The 20,717-nt window shown below is 60.5% G+C and carries 18 protein-coding genes and 2 pseudogenes; 16 read left to right on the top strand and 4 right to left on the bottom strand.

The window, feature by feature from the left end:
- Positions 1 to 278: 278 nt before the first annotated feature.
- Positions 279 to 1,163, bottom strand: coding sequence for a DUF3991 and toprim domain-containing protein (locus tag GGD61_RS37105; RefSeq protein WP_183232221.1), 885 nt, complete (start codon positions 1,161 to 1,163; stop codon positions 279 to 281).
- 236 nt (positions 1,164 to 1,399) lie between these two features.
- Between GGD61_RS37105 and GGD61_RS37100 the strand changes: the two genes are divergently transcribed.
- Positions 1,400 to 1,921, top strand: a complete 522-nt coding sequence (locus tag GGD61_RS37100; protein WP_183232208.1) for a hypothetical protein — start codon at positions 1,400 to 1,402, stop codon at positions 1,919 to 1,921.
- A gap of 455 nt (positions 1,922 to 2,376) precedes the next feature.
- A complete protein-coding gene (gene ltrA / locus GGD61_RS37095) occupies positions 2,377 to 4,236 on the top strand; it encodes a group II intron reverse transcriptase/maturase (protein ID WP_210311325.1) in 1,860 nt (619 codons plus the stop codon).
- Between the two features lie 356 nt (positions 4,237 to 4,592).
- Here the strand turns inward: ltrA and GGD61_RS37090 are convergent, their stop codons facing one another.
- On the bottom strand, positions 4,593 to 5,324 hold the full coding sequence (locus GGD61_RS37090; RefSeq protein WP_183232207.1) for an autoinducer binding domain-containing protein: 732 nt from the start codon (positions 5,322 to 5,324) through the stop codon (positions 4,593 to 4,595).
- 416 nt (positions 5,325 to 5,740) lie between these two features.
- Between GGD61_RS37090 and GGD61_RS37085 the strand changes: the two genes are divergently transcribed.
- The 14 genes from GGD61_RS37085 to GGD61_RS37020 all read left to right on the top strand — a co-directional run bounded on the left by GGD61_RS37085 (position 5,741) and on the right by GGD61_RS37020 (position 19,114).
- Positions 5,741 to 6,376, top strand: coding sequence for an acyl-homoserine-lactone synthase (locus tag GGD61_RS37085; RefSeq protein ID WP_183232206.1), 636 nt, complete (start codon positions 5,741 to 5,743; stop codon positions 6,374 to 6,376).
- A 38-nt stretch (positions 6,377 to 6,414) separates the two neighbouring features.
- Positions 6,415 to 6,984, top strand: a complete 570-nt coding sequence (locus GGD61_RS37080) for a type IV secretion protein (RefSeq protein WP_183232205.1) — start codon at positions 6,415 to 6,417, stop codon at positions 6,982 to 6,984.
- A gap of 77 nt (positions 6,985 to 7,061) precedes the next feature.
- Entirely contained in the window at positions 7,062 to 7,358 is a 297-nt protein-coding gene (locus tag GGD61_RS37075; RefSeq protein WP_183232204.1) for a TrbC/VirB2 family protein, read from the top strand.
- The gene (locus GGD61_RS37070) at positions 7,358 to 7,696 is read left to right on the top strand and encodes a type IV secretion system protein VirB3 (RefSeq protein ID WP_183232203.1); all 339 of its coding nucleotides are present in this window, start codon (positions 7,358 to 7,360) and stop codon (positions 7,694 to 7,696) included. The genes GGD61_RS37075 and GGD61_RS37070 overlap by 1 nt, the downstream gene beginning before the upstream one ends.
- Entirely contained in the window at positions 7,689 to 10,055 is a 2,367-nt protein-coding gene (locus tag GGD61_RS37065) for a VirB4 family type IV secretion/conjugal transfer ATPase (RefSeq protein ID WP_183232202.1), read from the top strand. The genes GGD61_RS37070 and GGD61_RS37065 overlap by 8 nt, the downstream gene beginning before the upstream one ends.
- Positions 10,052 to 10,774, top strand: a complete 723-nt coding sequence (gene virB5, locus GGD61_RS37060; protein ID WP_183232201.1) for a P-type DNA transfer protein VirB5 — start codon at positions 10,052 to 10,054, stop codon at positions 10,772 to 10,774. Before GGD61_RS37065 ends, virB5 begins: the two co-directional genes overlap by 4 nt.
- Complete coding sequence (locus GGD61_RS37055) at positions 10,771 to 11,016, top strand: EexN family lipoprotein (protein WP_183232200.1); 246 nt, start codon at positions 10,771 to 10,773, stop codon at positions 11,014 to 11,016. Before virB5 ends, GGD61_RS37055 begins: the two co-directional genes overlap by 4 nt.
- Before the next feature lie 11 nt (positions 11,017 to 11,027).
- Positions 11,028 to 12,014, top strand: a complete 987-nt coding sequence (locus tag GGD61_RS37050; RefSeq protein ID WP_183232199.1) for a type IV secretion system protein — start codon at positions 11,028 to 11,030, stop codon at positions 12,012 to 12,014.
- 341 nt (positions 12,015 to 12,355) lie between these two features.
- Positions 12,356 to 13,027, top strand: coding sequence for a virB8 family protein (locus GGD61_RS37045; protein WP_183232198.1), 672 nt, complete (start codon positions 12,356 to 12,358; stop codon positions 13,025 to 13,027).
- Positions 13,024 to 13,875 (top strand): P-type conjugative transfer protein VirB9, encoded by an 852-nt coding sequence (gene virB9, locus GGD61_RS37040; protein WP_183232197.1) that lies wholly within the window; start codon positions 13,024 to 13,026, stop codon positions 13,873 to 13,875. The genes GGD61_RS37045 and virB9 overlap by 4 nt, the downstream gene beginning before the upstream one ends.
- Before the next feature lie 12 nt (positions 13,876 to 13,887).
- Positions 13,888 to 15,030, top strand: coding sequence for a type IV secretion system protein VirB10 (gene virB10 / locus GGD61_RS37035; protein ID WP_183232196.1), 1,143 nt, complete (start codon positions 13,888 to 13,890; stop codon positions 15,028 to 15,030).
- Positions 15,027 to 16,058, top strand: a complete 1,032-nt coding sequence (virB11, locus tag GGD61_RS37030) for a P-type DNA transfer ATPase VirB11 (RefSeq protein WP_183232195.1) — start codon at positions 15,027 to 15,029, stop codon at positions 16,056 to 16,058. The genes virB10 and virB11 overlap by 4 nt, the downstream gene beginning before the upstream one ends.
- Positions 16,024 to 17,970 carry a type IV secretory system conjugative DNA transfer family protein gene (locus GGD61_RS37025; protein WP_183232194.1) on the top strand — a complete coding sequence of 649 codons (1,947 nt, stop codon included), beginning with the start codon at positions 16,024 to 16,026 and terminating at the stop codon, positions 17,968 to 17,970. The genes virB11 and GGD61_RS37025 overlap by 35 nt, the downstream gene beginning before the upstream one ends.
- Complete coding sequence (locus GGD61_RS37020) at positions 17,954 to 19,114, top strand: LPD7 domain-containing protein (RefSeq protein WP_183232193.1); 1,161 nt, start codon at positions 17,954 to 17,956, stop codon at positions 19,112 to 19,114. Before GGD61_RS37025 ends, GGD61_RS37020 begins: the two co-directional genes overlap by 17 nt.
- 622 nt (positions 19,115 to 19,736) lie before the next feature.
- Here the strand turns inward: GGD61_RS37020 and GGD61_RS37015 are convergent.
- Positions 19,737 to 19,943 (bottom strand): annotated as a pseudogene (locus GGD61_RS37015) (transposase); the annotation flags it as partial.
- 169 nt (positions 19,944 to 20,112) lie between these two features.
- A pseudogene (locus GGD61_RS37010) lies at positions 20,113 to 20,340 on the bottom strand (IS256 family transposase); the annotation flags it as partial.
- Positions 20,341 to 20,717: the final 377 nt, after the last annotated feature.

Raw genomic sequence — 20,717 nt, 5'->3', positions numbered from 1 at the left:
ATCCGCCTGATCCCTTCGTCACTTCGGTCCTTCATCACACCTCATCGCCGGCCGCATCGCAGGTCCGGCGGGTCAAGGGCCGCGGAACGCGGGCGAAGCTTCACCCTTGACGCGCCGGCCGGGCGTGCGGCAGCGTTTCATTTCATTTACCCTCCCTCATTGTTCGATTCCCTTTTCCTTCGCTCGATGCCGAGGGATAGAAACCCACTCATGCGGAGGCCATCGGGGTGCAGCCACGCAGCCTGCGCGCCGCCCTCGCGAGCCGCATCAGGTGGCCATCAGGCCCTTAAATCCTCATTCCAGTCGCCGGCGCACGGCCGCAATCGGACGTACCCCGCGCTTGCATCCGCGACGATGGCGCGAACACGGTCGGCATAGATGTCGCCTTGCCGATTGTTGTCGGTTGCCGCCACGAGAAGAGCGTTGGCGCGCTTGGCCAAGCCGCGGATGGCGTCATCGGTTGCGGGCGACCAACCGCCGCCGGTGCTGACATAAAGCGTGTCAGCACGCGCGACCTCGATCGCGGCGAGGCTCATCGCATCAATAGCCGCCTCGGTGATGCAGATCCGCTCGGCGTCCTCCGATCCGAACCGAAATAGCTCTTTGCCGCCGTCCGTGGCGAAGCCTCGCCATGCGGGTCCACGTTCCTCCCAGCCTGTGAGCGCTCCAGCAGAATCGCTATGCGCCGCCCACATGCTGCCTTGGGGGCCCTCTCGCAACCGATCGCCACCGACCGCCTGCTTCACGATGTAGGCTGGCAGTGCCCGCTCGCCGATGAGATAGCGCCAGGCTGGGGAGCCGGGGCGCGGTCTGAAACGACGTTTCCACCGTTCTGCAACGGACGAGGGGGCCTTGGGCCTTGCCGGGCGCTGCCACGCAGGCGCAGCCGGGACGAAGCCAACCACATCCCCAACACGGTCACATGCCTCGAGGAAACCGTCGGCGCCGAGGTGTTCGGCAAGCGAAAACACGTCCCCTTTTGCCGGCGACAAGGGATCGAACCAGCCGCGGCCCTGATGGATGACGATGATGATGTTCGTCTCGCGGCGATACTTGATCGCACGGCGGGTACTTTCCTTGAGGTCTACCTTCCAGCCGTCTTTCTCCAGCAGGGCAGCGCAGCCAACCTTTTCGCGCAACTCTTCGATTGCTCTCTTGTTCATTGTTTGCACCGGCGTTGCGCAGGCGACGACCGGCCCCTTCTTCTGTTGGTCTAACTTGTTCCTGGCCTTGCGGCACATCTCCGACCGGCCGCGAAGCCTGCCGGGCGCAAGGGCGCGCAGACAAGCTGTCGAATTTGTCAGATGGCTGCGCGCGGCGAAGCTTCCCTTGCAGCCGGCATGGCGCCAGCGGCAGCCGGTCACCCGGCTCAATGAGCCGGGCACCAGGGATCGTATTCATGGACGGTGGCGTCCTGATCGCCGTCGTATTCGCTGGAAACCATCACGCCGAACTCGTTCTCAGTCTGAAAAAGGATGACTGGCACCATCTGCCTATGGCCTCGAGGACATCGAACGAAAGCGGAAATTTCGCGGGGCAACCGCCAATTGGGCAAATCGACATTCGCTTCGGACAAAAAGGACGGCGGCTGTTCTCGCGGTCAATCAGACCGGCATGTATCCGCGAGACGAACCATGTGCGTTTCGGCTTACATGCTTCCGGTGGGCTCGGGCCGCTTCGCGTCAGGGATGGCAGCCCGCAAGGGGCGCGCCGTAGAGGCGTGGAGAAGAAGGGAGTGTTCGAAAGAATGGAGCCTGCTGGTTATGCCTCTTACTTGCCCGGCTTACCGGTGTCGGAAACGACTGAAACCTCGAAAGGGGAACGGGACCAGAGCATGCCGGGAAACGTCTCGAAATCGGGCGCCGCAGCCCGGTGGAGAGTACATAGTAAAGGTATGCATGGTGAAAGCTGTATTGCCTGAATCCCAGTTTCCCTCGCTCAGAATCACGCCTTCGATCTGGCCCGCACGCTGTTTCCAGTTGCCAAAGGGCTGGCCGTAGCGAACGCGGCTGACACGCTATGCCACGCGGGGCAGATCGCACCTCCCAGTGCGAACTGCCACCAGTCCGCGTGGGACGACCACTGTCAGTGGGTCAAGGAGACGAACGGGACACCTAAACATGCCGCAACTCCCCACACGCGTAACTACGGGATCGCCTACAGCAGGCTCTTTCGAGAACCTGTATGGCGACGGAGCCGTCATAGTACCCAAATGCCCGACGTAATGGCCGGGACAGCCGCCGCGAGGTGGACGATCATGCGTATAAGGCCGAGTGACCGGACCGAAAGCGCCTCCGATCGGGGGAAGGACGATGCCGTTAACAGCGGCATTTGCAGTATGCGTAGAAGAGATTCTTCGACGGAGAGGTTCTGCTGATGCAGGCCGCTACTATCCAGAGAAGAATTGAATCACTGCCGACTTTGTCGCGGTCGGGTAAGCGCGTAAATGGCCTTCACCGCCTGATGAGATCTCCGCATCTCTTCGAGCGGGCCTACGAAAAGGTCTCCCGCAACAAGGGAGCCCTGACGCCCGGTGTAGATGGCAAGACCTTCGACGGCATGTCGCTGGCGAAGCTTGCCGATATTGCCAGGCGCTTAGCAGAGGGTACTTATCGCTTCCGGCCGGTCCGGAGGGTTTATATCCCGAAGGACAACGGCAAAACACGACCGCTGGGTATCCCTACGGTGGAAGACCGGCTCGTCCAGGAGGCGGTCAGGATATTGCTCGAAGCGATCTACGAACCTGTGTTCCTCGATGAGTCGCATGGGTTCCGCCCGGGTCGATCCTGCCATACCGCTCTTAAGACCATCAAGAAGACTTGGACGGGTTGTAAGTGGCTAGTCGAAGTGGATGTGCGTGGGTTCTTCGACAATATCGACCATGACATTCTGCTCGAGCTTCTGAGGAAACGGATCGATGACGATAGGTTCATCGGCCTGATCGAAGGAATGCTCAAAGCAGGTTACATGGAAGATTGGGTCTACGGACGCACGTACAGTGGTACGCCACAGGGCGGCGTTGTCTCGCCCTTGCTCGCTAACATCTATCTGCATGAGCTGGATCAGCAAATGCAGACAATGAAAGCGGACTTCGACAAAGGCCGCGTGCGGCGCCCATTCCCGCGCTATGCCGCGCTGGAACGGCGCGTGCTCCGTCTCCGCCGCAAAATTGAACGGCTCCGTGCCGACGGTGCGGATCAGGCCGAGATCGACGCTGCATTTGCAGAGATCAAAGCCGTCAACAAGGAGAGACGGAAAGTGCCTTCCGTCGATCCGATGGACCCCAACTTCAAAAGGCTCCGTTACTGCCGCTACGCCGACGACTTCCTCATCGGCGTGATCGGGAGCAAGCGGGAAGCGTGTGAGATCATGGCGAGCGTCGAACAGTTCTTGACGCACGCCTTGAAGCTCGCCGTGTCGCCCGAGAAAAGTGGAGTTCACGCCGCTTCAAAGGGAGTGACCTTCCTCAGCTATCGCATCTCGACATACACATCCTACGGGGCTGGACGGAAAACCAGCCGCACGGGACCGGACGGACGGACATGGCGCGTGGTACGCCGCCCGACCACCGACAATGTCAGCTTGCGAGTGCCACGGAAGGAAGTCACCAAGTTCTGTAAGCGACACGGCTATGGCGACCTCGCCAGGAAGACTGGCCGCCATCGCGCACAGTTCCTTGTTACCAGCGACGTCGCAACCGTCCTCGCCTATAACTCAGAGTTCCGTGGATTCGCGAACTACCATTCGTTGGCCGACGATATCAAAAGCGCCTTGGGACTGCTGGAGCTTGTTGTGTTCCGTAGTCTTGTGAAGACGCTGGCGATGCGACATCGAACGACGACAGCGAGAACGATGGCATGTCTGTGGAATGGGTCGGACTACGAGGTTAGCTCTGTAGTTCGTGGCAAGCTTCGCAGCATCAAGCTGTGGAGACTGAAGCATCTCACTCAAACCTTCTGGCCGAGTCCTGTTGTGGACAACGTCACGGCAGGTGCGTGGTGGGTCAAAAACCCAAATGATCTCATCGATCGACTTAGCGCTCGCAGGTGCGAAGCGTGCGGCGGTACGAGCGGACCATTTGAGATGCATCACCTCCGCCGCGTAGGAGATCTGCGAAGCGTGCTGGCGGTTTGGAAACAGTCCGGTTGGCGGCGCAAGACCATTGTCCTGTGCCCGTCATGCCGAACAACCGTTTCTGGTCGAAAGCATGCGCGTACGGAAAGCCGTGTGCATTGAAAGGTGCCCGCACGGTTTGGAGGGAGGCGTAGGGATATCCTCTTACGAGGTGTCCCGCGCCTACCCCACCGGAAGACCCGCTCGCGGGGCTTCAGCGCAGCCAACAGCGCGGCCCGCAGGGTGACGCCCATCTTCTTCGCAGTCAGAGGCGCACAACAGCCGACATTATTTTCCGAGACCGCTCGCCGAGCACCCTCAACGGCCTTCAGCACCAGCATTAAACTTCTGAATCGAGAGGCCTGATCGATTCGATAAATTAATTGGACGGTGCTTTCGACAGTTGCGATTCTCCAACCCGCCATCCTGATTGAACCGTAACGTTGGAACTTCATGCCAGTGGACAGCTGTTTGGCGCATTATGGGAGCAGCCCCTTCCGAAGCGCCAGGGCCACAGCGTGCGGGAGGGTTGATGCAGCAAGATTTTGCCTGGCATTGTCTAGGTGAAACTTTACTCCCCGCGGCTTGATTCCAAGAAGCTCCGCTACATCTTGCATTGTCTTGCCGTCAGAAATCCAACCGAGACACTGCCGCTCGCGCGGAGTCAGCAGGCATTCCTGCTGCCCGACCGGGATCGGGCGTCCGATTCTGGCGGCGTTTACATGTGCGTGGTACGTCTGCCCTACCATCTCCAACAAGTCCTGCGAGGTCTCGATGAAACGATCGAGCGCAAGGCTGCGCTCGTCCACCGCCAGGGTAAATGCCGCAAACTGGTTTTGACGTGAGGGAATGCGAACAGTCAGCCCCGTTCTGATCTTGAAGCTGAGTGCATCATCAAACAGACGGCGCTCTTTGGGTGATCTGGCGCTTCGCGCCTCACGACCATCCCAGAAGAAGACCCGGCTTGTATTTCGCGGTTCCTGCAGAACCGGATCGATGTTGTGATACCCTTCCCGGAAATAGTGGCTTGTCCAACTCTTCGGATAGGATGAGATCAGACTGGGGCCATTCACGCGGTGGCCAAAATAGGCGAACCAACGGAAGCCGAACGCATGCGCGGTCCGTTCCGCGACGCGCCGAAAATCATCTTCCATATGGGCCGAGTGAAGACAATCGACGAATTCATCATATGCTCTTTTGACATCTTTCATTGCGCTACTTCAGCCGATTCTTAGTTCCCACAACGCGAACAGTCTAACGATTCGCGCCTTACGTGCAGGCCGTATTCTGACGTTGCGGCAGCTTTGCGGCATGAGCAATTCGATATCGCGTCCTCAGAACTACATCGGCAAACCCGAACCGAGAGATAGAGGACGAACAACCTCTGACTGAGTCACCCAAAGCAACAATTTTTCTCCGTTTTATTGAGGTGAAAAATTTCATTCCTTCACCTGTCAGCTTGGCACGTCGCGATTTTATCGAGTTCCAAAGTGCGCCCGGATAGTCGCGGCTTGCGAAGACGGTTCGCGCCCAATCCATAGCGCCCTGTCAGAACTGACAGCGCAACGCCGTGACCACGACTGCTTTCTTGATCTCGAAGCTGTGATTCGTAAGTTCGAGGTTAAGAATGAAAGTCATTGTGCGTAGCCGGGCGGCACTCCTGCACGATTCGGAACTGACAATCGGAATGCATCGCCTGCGAGGGCGCGTGTTCAAGGATCGGCTCGACTGGGACGTCTCCGTCTCATACGGACTGGAGATCGATCAGTACGACACCTTCAAGCCGACATATCTGCTGGCGCTTGAGCAGACTGAGGTCGTGGGTTGTGTTCGGCTGCTGCCGACCACTGGGCGCAACATGCTCGCCGAGACGTTCCCGGTGTTGCTTGATGGCAACCCGGCGCCGAAGGCGACCACGATATGGGAGAGCTCGCGTTTTTGCGTTGACACACAGACTGTTGCTGCAACGGCAGAGAATGGTCTGCGCAAGGCAACGTTCCTGCTGTTTGCAGCAATGATCGAATGGGGTCAGCAGCGCAATCTTCGGGCCATCGCAACTGTCACTGATCTGCGCATGGAACGCATCCTGCGCCGGGCCGGATGGCAGCTCCATCGCCTTGGAACACCTCGTCAAATCGGGACGACCAAAGCCGTCGCCGGTTTGTTGCCGATCACCGATGAGGCTCTCGGCGCGATCCGAGCGGCCGGTCAGATTTCGGGGTGTGCAATTGACGCGCCATTAAGTCTGGCGATCGCGGCCTAACGTCGGATCTCTTCAGCTCCTCACAAAAGGCTTTCACCATGGATCTCGCTGCATTCGTGGCTCTGGTCGAACGATGCGCCCCGACCGAAATGGTCCGGCCGCTGACGGCAATCGTGCGGCAAGCGAGCTCGTTCGAGCCGCTGCTCATCACGATTGAAGGACGCAAACCAATTCCGATTCAGGCCACGAATCGTGACGAAGCCATCCAGCTCGCGACCGAGGCCATCGCTAGCGGCCAGCAGGTCCGAACAGGCTTTGCTCAACTTGATGCTGAGGAAACAAAGAAGGCTGGGCTGACGGCTACCACCACGTTTGATGCGTGCCAGCACATTGCTGGCCTTGGCAGATTGTTCGATGCGCGACTGCAAGCTGCGAGCATGAAAAGCGCAGATCGCGACAAGGCCATTGAGAAAGTTATCGCGAGCTTTGCGTCCAAAGCTCCCAGCCAAGCCTCCGAGCCTGGCATTCAGCCGATAGCGACCACCGGTCGTGCTCGCCCCACCGGCGATGCCACGATCAATCCAACCGCAGTCCCTGCCAGTGAGCGCCCGCGCTGGGACGTCTATCGCTCGGGACTAGGCATGTCTGCATTTGTTTACGAGCGATGAAGAACGCCCTCTTTTCCTCTCAACTCAATACGCGGTCCGGGCAGGAGTCCGGCTGCAGTGCTAATCGGAGCCGAGCCATGACCTCTCCTCTTAAACACTCCGCTGCCCTCTTTTGCATGGGGGCCGTTCTCAGCATTGCGTTGGTGGAGCCGGCGCTGGCTCAGACTGCGAACATAGAAGGCGTGCTGCAGAACATCGTCAACATGCTGACCGGCAACGTTGCTCGCCTGCTGGCCACACTCGCGGTCATCATCGTCGGCATCGCCTGGATGTTTGGCTATCTCGATCTGCGCAAGGCCGCCTATGTCGTGCTGGGCGTCGCCATCACGTTCGGCGCCTCCGAGGTGGTCTCGACCTTGGCTGGGGGCCATTGATGATCGAGGCCCCGCGTCTCACCGAGGACACCTTGTTCCTCGCATGTACGCGTCCCGCCATGGTCGCCGGCGTCACCATGGAAGCCCTGGCGCTCAACGTGATGTTCTCCTGCATCCTCTTCCTGGTGGCCGGGAGCATCGTCTACGGCCTGGTCGCAATTCCGATCCATGGGCTTTGCCGCATCATCTGCCGGCACGACCCCAATATGTTCCGGATCCTGCTTGCCTGGATCGAAACCCGAGGCCGCGCGCGCAACGCAGCATTCTGGGGCGGCTCGTCCTGCACGCCCCTCAAACTCCTGCGGCGATATCGAACAAGGGACCTTGGTTATGCGTAACAGGGCGCTGAAAACCCGAGAGATTGAGCCCGACGTCTATCTGCCGTTCGGTCGGCATGTCACCAACACGGTGATCAGTCTCACGACCCGAGCCCTGGCGACGGTGATCCGGATTGACGGCACCTCCTTCGAGACGGCCGAGACGTCGGATCTGAACGATCTTCACAGCAAGCTGAATCTGACCCTGCGCAACGTCGCAGATCCGCAGCTCGCGCTCTGGAGCCACCTGGTGCGCCGACGGACGTCCGTCTATCCCGACGGCGTCTTCCGGTCGACCTTTGCAGCCGCACTTGACGCACAATATCGAGAGCGGCTTTGCAAGGAAGCGCTGTTTCGCAACGATCTCTATCTGACCCTGGTTTGTCACCCCGGCCGTGCGGCGACGGATACGGCGGCAGCGTTCTTTCGGCGGCTCGGTCGAAGTGGTGGGAATTCCGCCGAGGTCGACAGCGCGGCCCTGAAGCGCCTCGACGATGCTACGCGAGATATCGTTGCAGCACTCGACCGTTACGGCGCCCGAACGGTCGGATTGGTCGAGCGCAACGGCATCACTTTCTCAGAACCGATGGAGTTGCTCCATGTTCTGGCTTCCGGGGAATGGATGGCGATGCCGTTGCCGCAAGGGCCGATCGGCCCCGCACTCTATTCGAATCGCGTCATCTTTGGCCGCGAAGCCCTTGAGATTCGCGGGGCCGGCGGATCGCGCTTCGCTGGCATGTTCGGCCTCAAGGAATATCCGGCGTCTACTCGGCCAGGCCTGTTGAACGCGCTTCTTTCGGCGCCGTTTGAACTGATCGTCACGCAATCATTCGCGTTTTTGGGGAAGGCAGATGCCAAGACGGTCCTGACGCGTAAGCAGAACCAGCTGGTCTCGGCCCAGGATCCCGCCGCTTCGCAAATCGATGAGCTCTCTGACGCGCTCGACGATCTCGAATCCAACCGGTTCGTGCTTGGAGACCATCACCTCTCCCTCCTGGTCTACGCCGACACGCCTTCGCAGCTACAGGATCACATGAGCGTGGCCCGGCGCGCACTGGCCGATGCGGGTGCCGTGGTCGCCCGGGAAGATCTCGGACTTGAAGCAGCCTATTGGGCTCAGCTTCCCGGGCTTTTCAAGTATCGGGCACGCACCGGCGCGATCAACTCGCGCAATTTCGCCGCGTTTTCGCCATTCCACACCTATCCCACAGGGCAGCCTATGGGCAACCATTGGGGACCGGCGGTAGCGATGCTTAAGACCGCATCCGGATCGCCCTTCTATTTCTCCTTCCATCATGGCGATCTCGGCAACACCTTCATCTGCGGCCCCTCGGGGTCCGGCAAGACCGTCGTACAGAACTTCCTGCTGTCGCAGGCCGAGCGGTTAGGAGCGTCCTACGTTTTCTTTGACAAGGACCGTGGCGCCGAGATTTTCGTGCGTGCCGCCAGCGGCACCTATTTGACGCTCCACAATGGCGCCCCGACCGGATGCGCGCCGCTCAAGGCGCTGGAGCTGACTCCAGCAAATCTTTCATTCCTGGGAGAACTTGTCCGGAAACTCGTCACGCCAGACGACCGCGCGCTGACCGTGGTCGAGGAGGAAAGGATCGATTCCGGGCTGCGCGCGCTCGGTCAGTTGCGGCAGTCGGAGCGATCATTCGGGACGTTGCGGGCATTTCTTGGTCAGCAGGATCGGGAGGGCATCGGCGCGCGGCTTGAGCGATGGTGCCGGGGAGCTCCATTCGGCTGGGCGCTCGATGGTGATCAGGATGCGATTGGTCTCGACGCCCGGTTCATTGGTTTCGACATGACCGATCTCCTGGATCATCCCACCGTTCGCACTCCGCTGATGATGTACCTGTTCCATCGGGTGGAGCGGCTGATCGACGGTCGTCGCCTGATCATCGACATCGACGAGTTCTGGAAGGCACTTGGTGATGGGGCGTTTCGCGATCTCGCCAACAACAAACTAAAAACCATCCGCAAGCAGAACGGGGTCATGGTGTTCGGCACGCAGTCGCCCCGCGACGCGCTGGCCTCGCCGATCGCGCACACCATTGTTGAACAATGCCCAACCCAGATCTTCCTGCCCAACGCGCGTGGCACGCGTTCGGACTATGTCGACGGCTTTCACCTGACTGACACAGAATTCCGCCTGATCAAGGAGGAACTCGCGCCGGAAAGCCGGCGATTCCTGGTCAAGCAAGGCCATAACTCCGTGGTGGCAGAGCTCGACCTTGGCGGTTTCGACGATGCGCTCGCCGTCTTGTCGGGACGCACGGAAACCGTCGAGCTGCTCGACCGCATTCGCCAGCAGGTCGGCGACAACCCCGCGCAATGGCTGCCGGTATTTCACGCGGAACGGAGGACGGCCCGATGATGGTTCAACGTATCCTGGCGGCTCTCGCCTGCCTGTCTGTCGTCATCTTGCTGACGGCCTCACCGGCCAGGGCGGAAATCGTGTTCGACCCAAGCGTCTATGCGCGGCAGTTTGAGCAACTGACGGAGCTGAAGAAGCAGGTCGATACCCTGACGTCGCAGCTCAAAGTGGCACAGGATCAATTAAGCCAAGCCAAGCAGCTCTATGACAGCTTCAACAAGCGGACGACCGCGAACGACATCGGCGCGCTCTTGAACACGCCGCAGTTCCGCAAAGTTCTGCCCCAACAATTCTCGGACATCGAACGGCTCGTCGCAGGGCAGGGTGGCGGCAATTTCGCCGATTCCATCAACCATTATCTTTCGCAGAACCGAGCGTACGCCGGCAACAGCGGCAACTCCTACTACCAGAGCGAGCTCGACCGGATCGCCCGACAGACGGGAGCGAAGCATTCCCTGGGCCAGGCGGTCTATGACACCGCCTCGCAGCGGATCGATGCGCTTGAGGAGCTCAGGGCCCGCATCAGCTCGGCGACGGACGCCAAGGAGACCCTCGATCTCTCCGCGCGGCTGCAGGCCGAACAGGCGCTGCTGCAAAACGACGTGCTCCGAATGCAGGGACTGACGATGATTCAGCAGGCTCGCATGGACATGGATGGTCAGCGGGAGCGGGAGAAACAGGAACAACTGATCGATGAGATGAAGGCGGCTCTGCAATGAAAACGAGACTTGCAATTCTCCTTTTCGCTGTCGCCGCAGCTCTCACGGGTTGCAACGAAGCCGACAAGGGTCAGCAGGGCAAGACGGTCGGCTGGTTCCTTGATCATCGGGGCGAGCTTGCGGCGACTCTCCAGGGATGCAGCGACAACCCCGGAGAACTGGAGAAGACGCCCAATTGCATCAATGCAAACGAGGCCCGCAACCAAGTCACCATCAAAGAGATGGAAGACGCCCTTAAATAAGGATTCGCCGCGTGGCCATAAACGTCTTCGACAGTTTCCTGAAAGAATTTGAGCAACCGATCACGGCATTCGTGTCGACCTCGGTCTCGAACCTCGCCTCTTACATCGACGGTCCACTTCGTACCGCGGTGACGCTCTATGTCATTCTCTATGGGTTTGCCGTAATGCGCGGCGCGATCTCCGAGCCGATCATGGAGTTTGCCTGGCGCGCAATGCGGATCGTCGTCGTGGTGCTTTTAGCGACGAACGCGAGTGAGTTCCAACACTACGTCACGGGATTGTTCTTCGATTCCTTGCCCAAAGAGATCGGCAATGCGCTAGCAGGCGCTGGACTGAATACCAGTTCCGGAGCGCCATTCGATCAGCTCCTCTCTAAGGGAATTGATGTCGCCAACAGGATCTACAAACAAGCCGGGTTGACCAATATCGCACCCGCGCTCATAGCAGCCATTCTCCTGGTCTTTGTGGCCGTCGGGTCGTTCCTACAATTTGCCATCCTGCTCTACGCCAAAGTGGGCCTAGGCGTCGTCATCGCGCTTGGCCCAATCTTCATTGCACTGGGACTGTTTGAGGCAACGCGGCCATTTACGGAAGCCTGGCTTCGGCAGGTAGCGAATTTCGTGATCCTGCTGGTCCTTGTTGTCGCACTGGTCGGGTTGATGCTGTCCACTGTCAGCGGCTTCATGGACCGGTTCGCGGCGAATGCGGGAACGGCCGGCGAGCTGGTGGTCGCCGCGATCGCCATCAGCGCCGTGTTGGGCCTGTCCGGGTACATCGCGCTTCAGCTGCCCATCATCGCAGGTGGTCTCGCCGGCGGCGGGGCATCGCTAGCAAGCCGACTGGTCACCAGCCCGATGATTGCCAACGCGACGGCCGCCGCCGGCGGTGCCTATGCCGGCGCTCGCTGGTCGGCCGGCCGCGGCCTTGCCGCACTCAGAGCCGGCCGCCAGGGCGGCAGCATGCGGCGGGCGCAATCCCAGGGTACTTCGACAACGTAAGCAAAGATCGCCGGCATCAGGCGACAAGCAAGACAGGGGCATCAGAACGATGTGGCGTCGACTATTCATCATCTGCGTCATCGCATGGCAGCTTGGCGGCTGCGCGAACTGGTCAAAGGGGCCGCCGTCCTGTGATGGCCTGACTCGGCGGCCGCTCAATCGCTCGCTCTGGGATTGGGAGTCGGGCGCGCCGTCAGCGACACCCGTGCCGCCAGCTGAGCCATCCGCACCCACCATCCGGAAGGGCGAAGGCGGCTTGTCCGCACCTTCCCATCTCGCTGCGTCCGACCGCTGGGCTGGCATTGCGGCCTCTTATCGCTCCTGCGGCAAGGAGGCGTGAGATGGTTGGGCAGGATGATCTGAAGAGCTATTTCGAGAATGCGCGGCGATGGGAACAGGACCTTTTGCTCTCGGCCCATCGCTCGCGGCGAACAGCGTGGGTGGTTGCCGCGGGCGCCTGCGCTTTGGCTGTGGCCTCGGTTGGTGCGGTCGCTGCGCTGGCGCCGCTGAAGACCGTCGAACCGTTCGTCATTCGGGTCGACAATGCCACCGGCATTGTCGACACCGTCTCGGCCCTCAACTCGACGCCGGTACGCTACGACGAGGCCGTCACCAAATATTTCCTTGGACGCTACGTACGCGCGCGTGAGGGTTACAGCTACCCGGAGGCTGAAACCAACTTTCGGACGATTTCGCTGCTTTCGGGCCAGGGCGAACAGGCCCGTTTCGCAGCTTGGTACCGAGGCTCCAATCCCGAGAGCCCGCAAGTCGTTCAGGGCCGCTTCGGGATTGCCACGATACGTATCAAGGCGATTTCGCTGCTGGCCGACAACGTCGCATCTGTGCGGTTCATGAAAGAGAGCCGCAAGGGCGAGGAAACCCATGTGACGCACTGGGTGTCGACCCTGACGTTCTCTTATGCCAGCGCACCGATGTCCTCCGCAGACCGCCTGATCAATCCGCTCGGCTTTCTGGTTTCGGAATATCGCGCCGATCCGGAGGTCGTGCCATGAAACGTTTTGCGCTTCTGATCTCTCTAGCTCTAGGATTCGTCGGGCCCGTGCTGGCGCTGCAGCAGCCAGCGCCGGGGCAACACGATGCGCGTGTGCGCACCGTGACCTACGACCCAGCCAATGTGGTCCGCCTCAACGGCGTCATTCGCGCCTCGACCCAGGTCGTGTTTGCCGATGACGAGGAGATCGCGCATGTCGCCATCGGCGACGCGATCGCATGGGAAGTCGCGCCGGCTGGTTCGATCCTGTTCCTCAAGCCGCGCGAAAAACACCCACCGACCAATCTGCAGGTCGTCACCACGCGGCCCGACGGACGCAAGCGCTCCTATCAATTCGAATTGTCGATCGCCGAGACGACGCTGGCGGACAGCTACTTCGTCGTCCGCTTTGCCTATCCCGGCGACGAAATCGAGCGCCGGCGCATTGAGGCGGCCGCCCGGGGCGCCGAGCGGGAAGGCGCGCTGATCGATCAGACCTTTGACCTGCATCATGCCTATGGCGCGCGCAACTGGCGTTTTTCGGCCCAGGGCTCGATCGACCTCGAACCCGAAGCCGTCTTCGACGACGGCAAAGAAACCACATTCCGCTTCGCTGGCAATCGCGAGATCCCGGCGATCTATCTGATCAACTCGGACGGCTCTGAAAGTCTGGTGCCCAAGGATGTCCGCGGCGAGCTCGTGGTCGTCCACGCCACGGCCCGCGAGTTCCGACTGCGCAAGGGCGACATCGTGCTCTGTATCTTCAACGAAGCGTTCGATGCTGTCGGCGTCAATCCCGGCACCAACACCACGAGCCCCTCGGTCGAGCGGCGGGCGAAGAGGTCATCTCCAACCCTTAAGGCACGATGAGGCGGGTGCAACATGACCGAGCTTGAACATGAGACGCTTGCCGGCGAGCGCGGAATTACCCCGGTGGGAGGAGGGGACAATGGTCGAACAGCAATGCTCAAACGCGGCTTTGGCGCGCTCGCGCTCACCGCATTCGCCTTCCTGATCATCTGGGGAACCTGGAAAAGCGATAAGCCGGTCACGGATTCGGCCCGAAAGCTCATGATCCGCCAGGCGGCGGCCTTCGAGCCCGCCGCGGAAACACCCGCTGTACCGGTCACCACGGCATCAATTCCGATCGCACCCATCCCAGCCCCGCCGATGGCCGCCGCGCCGGCTCCCGACCAGATGCTCGAAAGCGCGCGGCGCGCACCGGTGCTGGCATATAATCGGCCGGTCGCATCGGGACGTTCGGCCCGCGACGTCCCGGCCGGTGGCGTCCCAGCTGATCCCTTTGATTTCGGGCGGCCCGAGCCACGCAATGAGCTTGCCGAGAAGCTCAAACCCACGCCGATCGAGGGCGTGCGGGCGGCGCGGCTGCCCAATCGCAATCTTCTGGTTACCCAGGGCACGTCAATCCCTTGCGTGCTCGAGACCGCAATGTCGTCGGATGTGTCCGGCTTCGTCTCCTGCGTCGTGCTGCGCGACGTGATGTCGGATTCCGGCAACGTTGTGCTCATGGAAAAGGGCACGCAAGTCGTTGGCGAATACCGCGGCAATGTCCGGCGCGGCTCAAAACGAATGTTTGTGCTATGGGCTCGCGCCAAGACACCGACAGGTGTCATCGTAGCGCTGGCCTCGCCCGCCACGGATGCGCTCGGTCGCGCAGGGTTCGACGGCGACATCGACACGCACTTCTGGGAACGCTTCGGCTCGGCGCTATTGTTGTCAATCGTTGGCGATGCCTCTGCGATCGGACGCCAGCTGCAAGACGGCTCGATCCAGATCAACAACACGGCTGGCGCGACCAACACGGCTGCCGGCATCGCCGTCGAGCAGTCCATCAACATCCCGCCGACGCTGAGCAAGAATCAGGGCGAGCTCGTCAATATCTTTGTCGCGCGCGACCTAGATTTCTCGTCGGTCTACCAGCTCAAACGGATCGAAAGCCGCACCGAGATTCTCGACCGCACCATTCCCGGACGCCTCGTCGGGCCCGCCGTGGGGACGAAATGAGCCAAGTCGCATTCACCGGACTGGACAGTGGTCGCCTGGTGTTGGCGCGCTACCTCGAGCCGCTGGCTCCATACTTGGCCGACGACACCCTGACTGAAATCGTCGTCAACCGCCCCGGCGAGATCTTCGTGGAGGGATCCAACGGTTGGATCCGGCATGAAGTCGCAGCCCTTACGCGCGCCTATCTCTCTCACCTTGCGACCGCGGCTGCCAGCCATACTCGTCAGGACATCGGGCCGGAATACCCGGTCGTATCGACCAGCCTGATCGGCGAGGAGCGCTGCCAGATCGTCGTGCCGCCTGCCGTGCCAGCTGGCACGATCAGCCTCACAATCCGCAAGCCCTCGACACTGACTATGAACCTGGACGCTCTTGCGCGGGTAAAGCTGTTCGATGAAGTCCGCTCCGCCAGCGACGAGCTGGATCCCGACGAGCGTCGACTGCTTGCTCTGAAAGAGGCGGGCCAATGGCGCGATTTCCTTGAGCTCGCGGTGCGCACGCGCCGCAATATCCTGATCTCGGGGGCGACCGGTTCTGGCAAGACCACTCTGTCCAAGGCGCTGATTGCGGCGATCCCGCCGCATGAGCGGCTGCTCACCATTGAAGACACCGCCGAGCTCGCCATCCCGCATCAGAATTGTGTCCGGCTCCTCTATGCCAAGGACGGGCAGGGCGTGGCCAAGATCGGCCCCCGCGAACTGCTCGAGTCGTCCTTGCGCATGCGGCCAGATCGCATCCTTTTGCAGGAGCTGCGCGACGGCACCGCCTTCTTTTATCTCAGGAACGTGAATTCAGGCCACCCGGGGTCGATCACGACGGTTCACGCCGACAGCGCCCGCCTTGCCTTCGAACAGATGACACTCCTGGTCAAGGAGAGTGCGGAGGGACGGGACCTTCATCGCGACGATATCCGTTCCCTCTTGCTGCATCTCGTCGACGTCGTCGTCCAGATGCAGAAGCGCAATGGGCGATATCGCATTTCGGAAATCTACTATGACCCCGTTCGCAAACGCGACCACGCCCGTTAAGGCGGCACAGGGTACGGCGCTTGCGTTCGGGGCCGCCGCAGTCTTCCTTCTGGTCGCCTCGAACGTTCTGCTGCTCGGGCTCAGGCTTCACGATGGCGGCTTTCACTGGTCGGAGATCGCCACAGGCTTGCCGCGCTATGGCGCCGACCCGCGCTTCGACCGCTGGCTAACGCTGTCGACTCTCGCCGGCCTGATTGTGGTCTTTGCTCTGCTTGGCGCCATCCTTCGGCAGCGTCCGCTTCCCCTACACGGCAAAGCCCGCTTTGCCTCCGAGCGAGAGATCAAGGCCGCCGGCCTGCGGTCAAAAGACGGTCTGCTGCTCGGCCGCAAAGATGGAAAAATGCTCTGCTTCGGTGGATCGGAGCACGTCCTCCTTTACGCCCCAACCCGCGCGGGGAAGGGTGTCGGCTATGTTATTCCGAACCTGCTCAATTGGCCGGATTCAGTTGTTGCCCTCGACGTCAAGAAAGAGAACTGGGATCGTTCGGCAGGCTTTCGCGCCGCCCACGGGCAGGAAGTCCATCTGTTCGATCCCCTCGACGAGAACGGTCGCACCGCACGTTACAATCCCCTGGGCTATGTGCGCAGCGACCCCGCCGACCTCTATGACGATCTGCAGCGCATCGCGGTGATGCTGTTTCCGGCCGAAAGCCGCGGCGATCCGTTCTGGTTCGAGGCGGCACGTTCATCCTTTGTGGCGATCGGCGGCTATGTCGCGGAAACACCGGGCTTGCCTTTGACGATCGGTGAGATTCTGCGCCAGCTGTCGGCGACCCAGGATCTCAAAGCCCACTTCGATAAGATCATCTCTGACCGCAAGGCAGGTCCTTCCCCGCTGTCGCGGCACTGCATCACAGCGCTAAACGATTTTCTCGCCGCCTCAGAGAACACGTTGAACTCGGTCCGCAAGACGGTGACGGCACGGCTCGGTCTCTGGCTCAATCCCCGCATCGATGCCGCAACCTCGAGCAATGATTTCGACCTGCGGCAGCTGAGGCAGCAGCCCATGTCGATCTACCTTGGGGTGACACCTGACAATCTCGACCGCATGGCGCCGCTTCTCAATCTGTTCTTTCAGCAGGTGGTCAATCTCAATACCCGCGAGCTGCCGGAACAGAACCCAAAACTCACTCGCAAGGTATTGCTCTTGCTGGACGAATTTCCGGCGCTGGGCAACGTCAATGTGCTGGCAAAATCGGTCGCCTTCATTGCCGGATACGGCATCCGCCTTCTCACCGTCGTCCAGAGCCCGGCGCAGCTGCGCGCCATCTACGGGGTCGACGCTGCGCGCAACTTCATGACCAACCATGCCGTTGAGGTCGTATTTGCTCCGAAGGAGCAGGACGTGGCCAACGAGCTCTCGGAGCGCCTCGGCTTCGAGACTGTGAACGCCCGCAGCCGCAGCGGACCAAAAGGGCTGGCGATGCGCGCGATCAGCGAGACCGTATCCGAGCATCGTCGCGCCCTGATGCTGCCGCAAGAGCTGAAGCTTCTTCCGAAATCCAAAGCCTTCATTCTCGGTACGGGAATCCCCCCCATCATTGCCGAGAAGATCATCTATTACGAAGACAAGTCTTTTCTGCAGCGATTGCTGCCGGCGCCCGTCCCAGAACTGCCCAAGGGACGTTCAAATGCGCTGCTGGATGCTGAACTTAAGGAGCTGCGCTCCGAGATTGCCGAGTTGCGCGTGGTACTGCGAGCGCGGCCCATGACCGATGAGGAGGTGGCCGACCCTTCCACGATTCCTGCCGGCGCCAGCTTCGATTTCGGGGATGTGGATGTCGACCTTGAAGGTCTCTCCGAAGACGACCTGAAAGCCTGGACCCTGAACTACATCGATGCTCAGGTCATTCCGCCGTCGCGGCGGATGGGTCGCAGGCAGAAGGGTGAGCAGCATGAACGACATACGTGATGCGAGCGAGGGCTTCAGCCTGGAGCGGCAACGTCGCGCCGGGCGCGCTTCCGCCCGAGAAAAGGGGGAATGCGAGTCCATAGCACCAGCCCCTAACAAGCCCTCATCCGCGGAGGTCACTGATAGTGCGTTTCCGGATCGTATCCGTCGGAAATACTACTTGGTGGCCAGTGCATCCGAAAAGGATGGATCTGGCCGCGAAGCGCGGCTCTACGCCGATGAGCGAAAAGAGTATCTTGCGTTCAAGACCACTGACGATCGCTTGGTCACCCGCATCGCTGCCGCCGAGGTGATCCGGGACATGGTCAGTGTGGCACACCATCGCCGGTGGGAGGCACTGCATGTCCGTGGTTCCGTCGAGTTCCGACGCGAGGCTTGGCTCGAGGCTAGCGCGCGCGGAATAGAGGTGCAGGGCTTTCAGCCAAACGAACTTGATCGCCAGGCGCTCGCTGACCGACGAGTCGCATGGGATCGAGCCCACGCCCATACCAATGATGTCGAGGCTCACTCGGCCTCCGGCAGGTCACTGCAGGCGGATAGGCTCGATTACGACAAGGGCGTTTCCGGACGTCTGATAGAGGTCGGTTTCGGCCCGTATCGCAACCGCGCCGACGCGGAGCCGTCAACCTATGTAGCCATCGAATTAGACGATGGTCGGCGACATCAGGTGTGGGGCGTCGGCATTGTAACGGACGTCGCAGACAGTGGCGCCAGGCCTGGCGACCGCATCACACTGCGAAGGGATAGCGTCGAACCCGTCATCAGGTCGATCAAGTCCATAGACGCCGCCACAGGAGCCGCTAGCGCTGAACGGCGCCAGATGTGGCGCAACATGTGGAAAGTGACGGTGGAGGAACGCCGTGCAGACCGGCCAGGGGCAGGGCATGATTCCGACCTGCTCGCTGTCCAATCCCAGCTTGTCGTGATCAACAAGCTCGTCGAACGCGCGCTGCCCAATGATGAGAGTGCTCGCCAGAGCACTATGGCATTCGCCAAGGAACGGATCGCGCAGCATCTCGGAAAAGGTCGTTCCTTTGCACGCGCAAGCATCCTAGACTCTGCTCAAGAGCGCCACCTACCGCGAAACGACAAAGACGAGGCGCGTCACGAAGGCCCGTTAAGAATGAAGGAGCAAGAGCGATGATGTTCTGGTGCGCCACCAATTAAAATCAAGATCTAGCGAGAGAAACCGTGTGAGACAGCCGGTCAAACGGGCGGTAACTCGACAGGGCGAGCTCTTCTCGAAACTCTGTGCCAGCAGCTTCTAACGCTTGCACAAACTCCTCATGAGTGTAGTAATAATGTTGAAACTACTCAAAACAATCTAGGCGCTTAAGCAGCGCATTCCCATTGATTTTTTCGCCAGCGAGTTCCCCGCAAACGTTTTCGATCATAGCTTGGCGCAAGCGCGGGCTTCACGTTCCGCAGTGCGTCAATCAAGTATTCCCCGGTCCTGTTTTCACCTCTGGACGTATAAGCCCCTGCGGCCCTTACCGCCTCTAAGTGAGACGCCATCGAAACACGACAGGTAGGGAACACCCAGACATTCATATCCGACAACGCCAAGAGGAGCAGTGAGGCGACGAATCAGAAGCATTCCTCGAGGTGTAGGATTCGCTCGGTCCGCTTGTCTGTCTCAGGTGTCGTTAACTTATTCCAAGTAGGCATGCCTACTATGAGCGGCCGTACCGGGGCATACGTCCTGCAAAGATACCGAGCGTGATGCACGGTCGCCAATACGTCAAATGCAACGTCTTTGTTTACCGGAACGTCATGTAGGCCAGCACATCGCTCTCAGCCTCCGAGGAAGCTGGCCAGCTTGGGCAGCTTGGGGCGAGCTGATCGGCGACCTTGCGCCATTGGGTTCGTGCGGCCTCGGCATCGTCCTGGGCAAACGCAGTGGCGATGAAGGCGGAGACGACGCGGCGGCCGCTCTTGCCGGCATGTGCCAGCGCATTGCGCATGAAGTGGACGAGGCGGCAGTTAGCGCTGTCTCCGCCCCGCTAACTTTCCCGCTGTTTAGATCGAAGGCGCCACCACCTTGAGCGGCCTGCCCCGGCTCGCGACGTCAGGGTCGTGATGAAATGCTGTGGTGAGCCGATGCTTGAGAGGAGTTATGCGGGATTTTGGGTGACGAGGTGATCAGGCGGCGTGGTTTGCCGGCATTTGGATGACCTCGATGCCGTCGTTGAATCTGACACCTGCGATCAGCTGCGGCAACTGATTTGTGCCTTTGAGCCGCCGCCAGGTCTTTGCTGCAGCGATGACCAGCTTGAACACCATCAGCCTGGCCGTGGTCGGCGACAACGAGCCCTTGGTGCGCACCGTCCTGTGCCGCACGGTGGCGAACACGCTCTCGATTGGGTTTGTAACCGGTGTGAGATTTCTTGGTGCCAACGTTCCGCTGCGATGTTCTGCATCCTGACGTATGGTGCGACCATCGGGACAGAGGCACCGGGAGCACGAAGGTGCGGGCAGGCCGATGCATACCATGAGTCGCGAGCTCGAGTTAGTAGCTGGCCGCCTCTGCGACTCGCCCGGTTGCGCTGAGAGCGCGAATCCGTAGTTGTCGTGTCGCCCGTAGCTCCCGTCATGTGGTCTGATTGGCAGGAGGTGCGAATGCGACGGGTGATTAGAGCTGGCTCCGGAAATCTGGACAGGGCGATAAGTGGAGTTTGTGCCTGACGGCGGGCAAGATTGTCCCGCGAATCAGGAGAGACGATGAGCAGACGAGCCCGCCGGCAGCA

Origin of the sequence: Bradyrhizobium sp. SBR1B (assembly GCF_014198205.1) — a bacterium.
Classification (GTDB): Bacteria; Pseudomonadota; Alphaproteobacteria; order Rhizobiales; family Xanthobacteraceae; genus Bradyrhizobium.
Note: the sequence above shows the minus strand (reverse complement) of the source record. Positions and strands in the feature narration are given on the sequence as shown.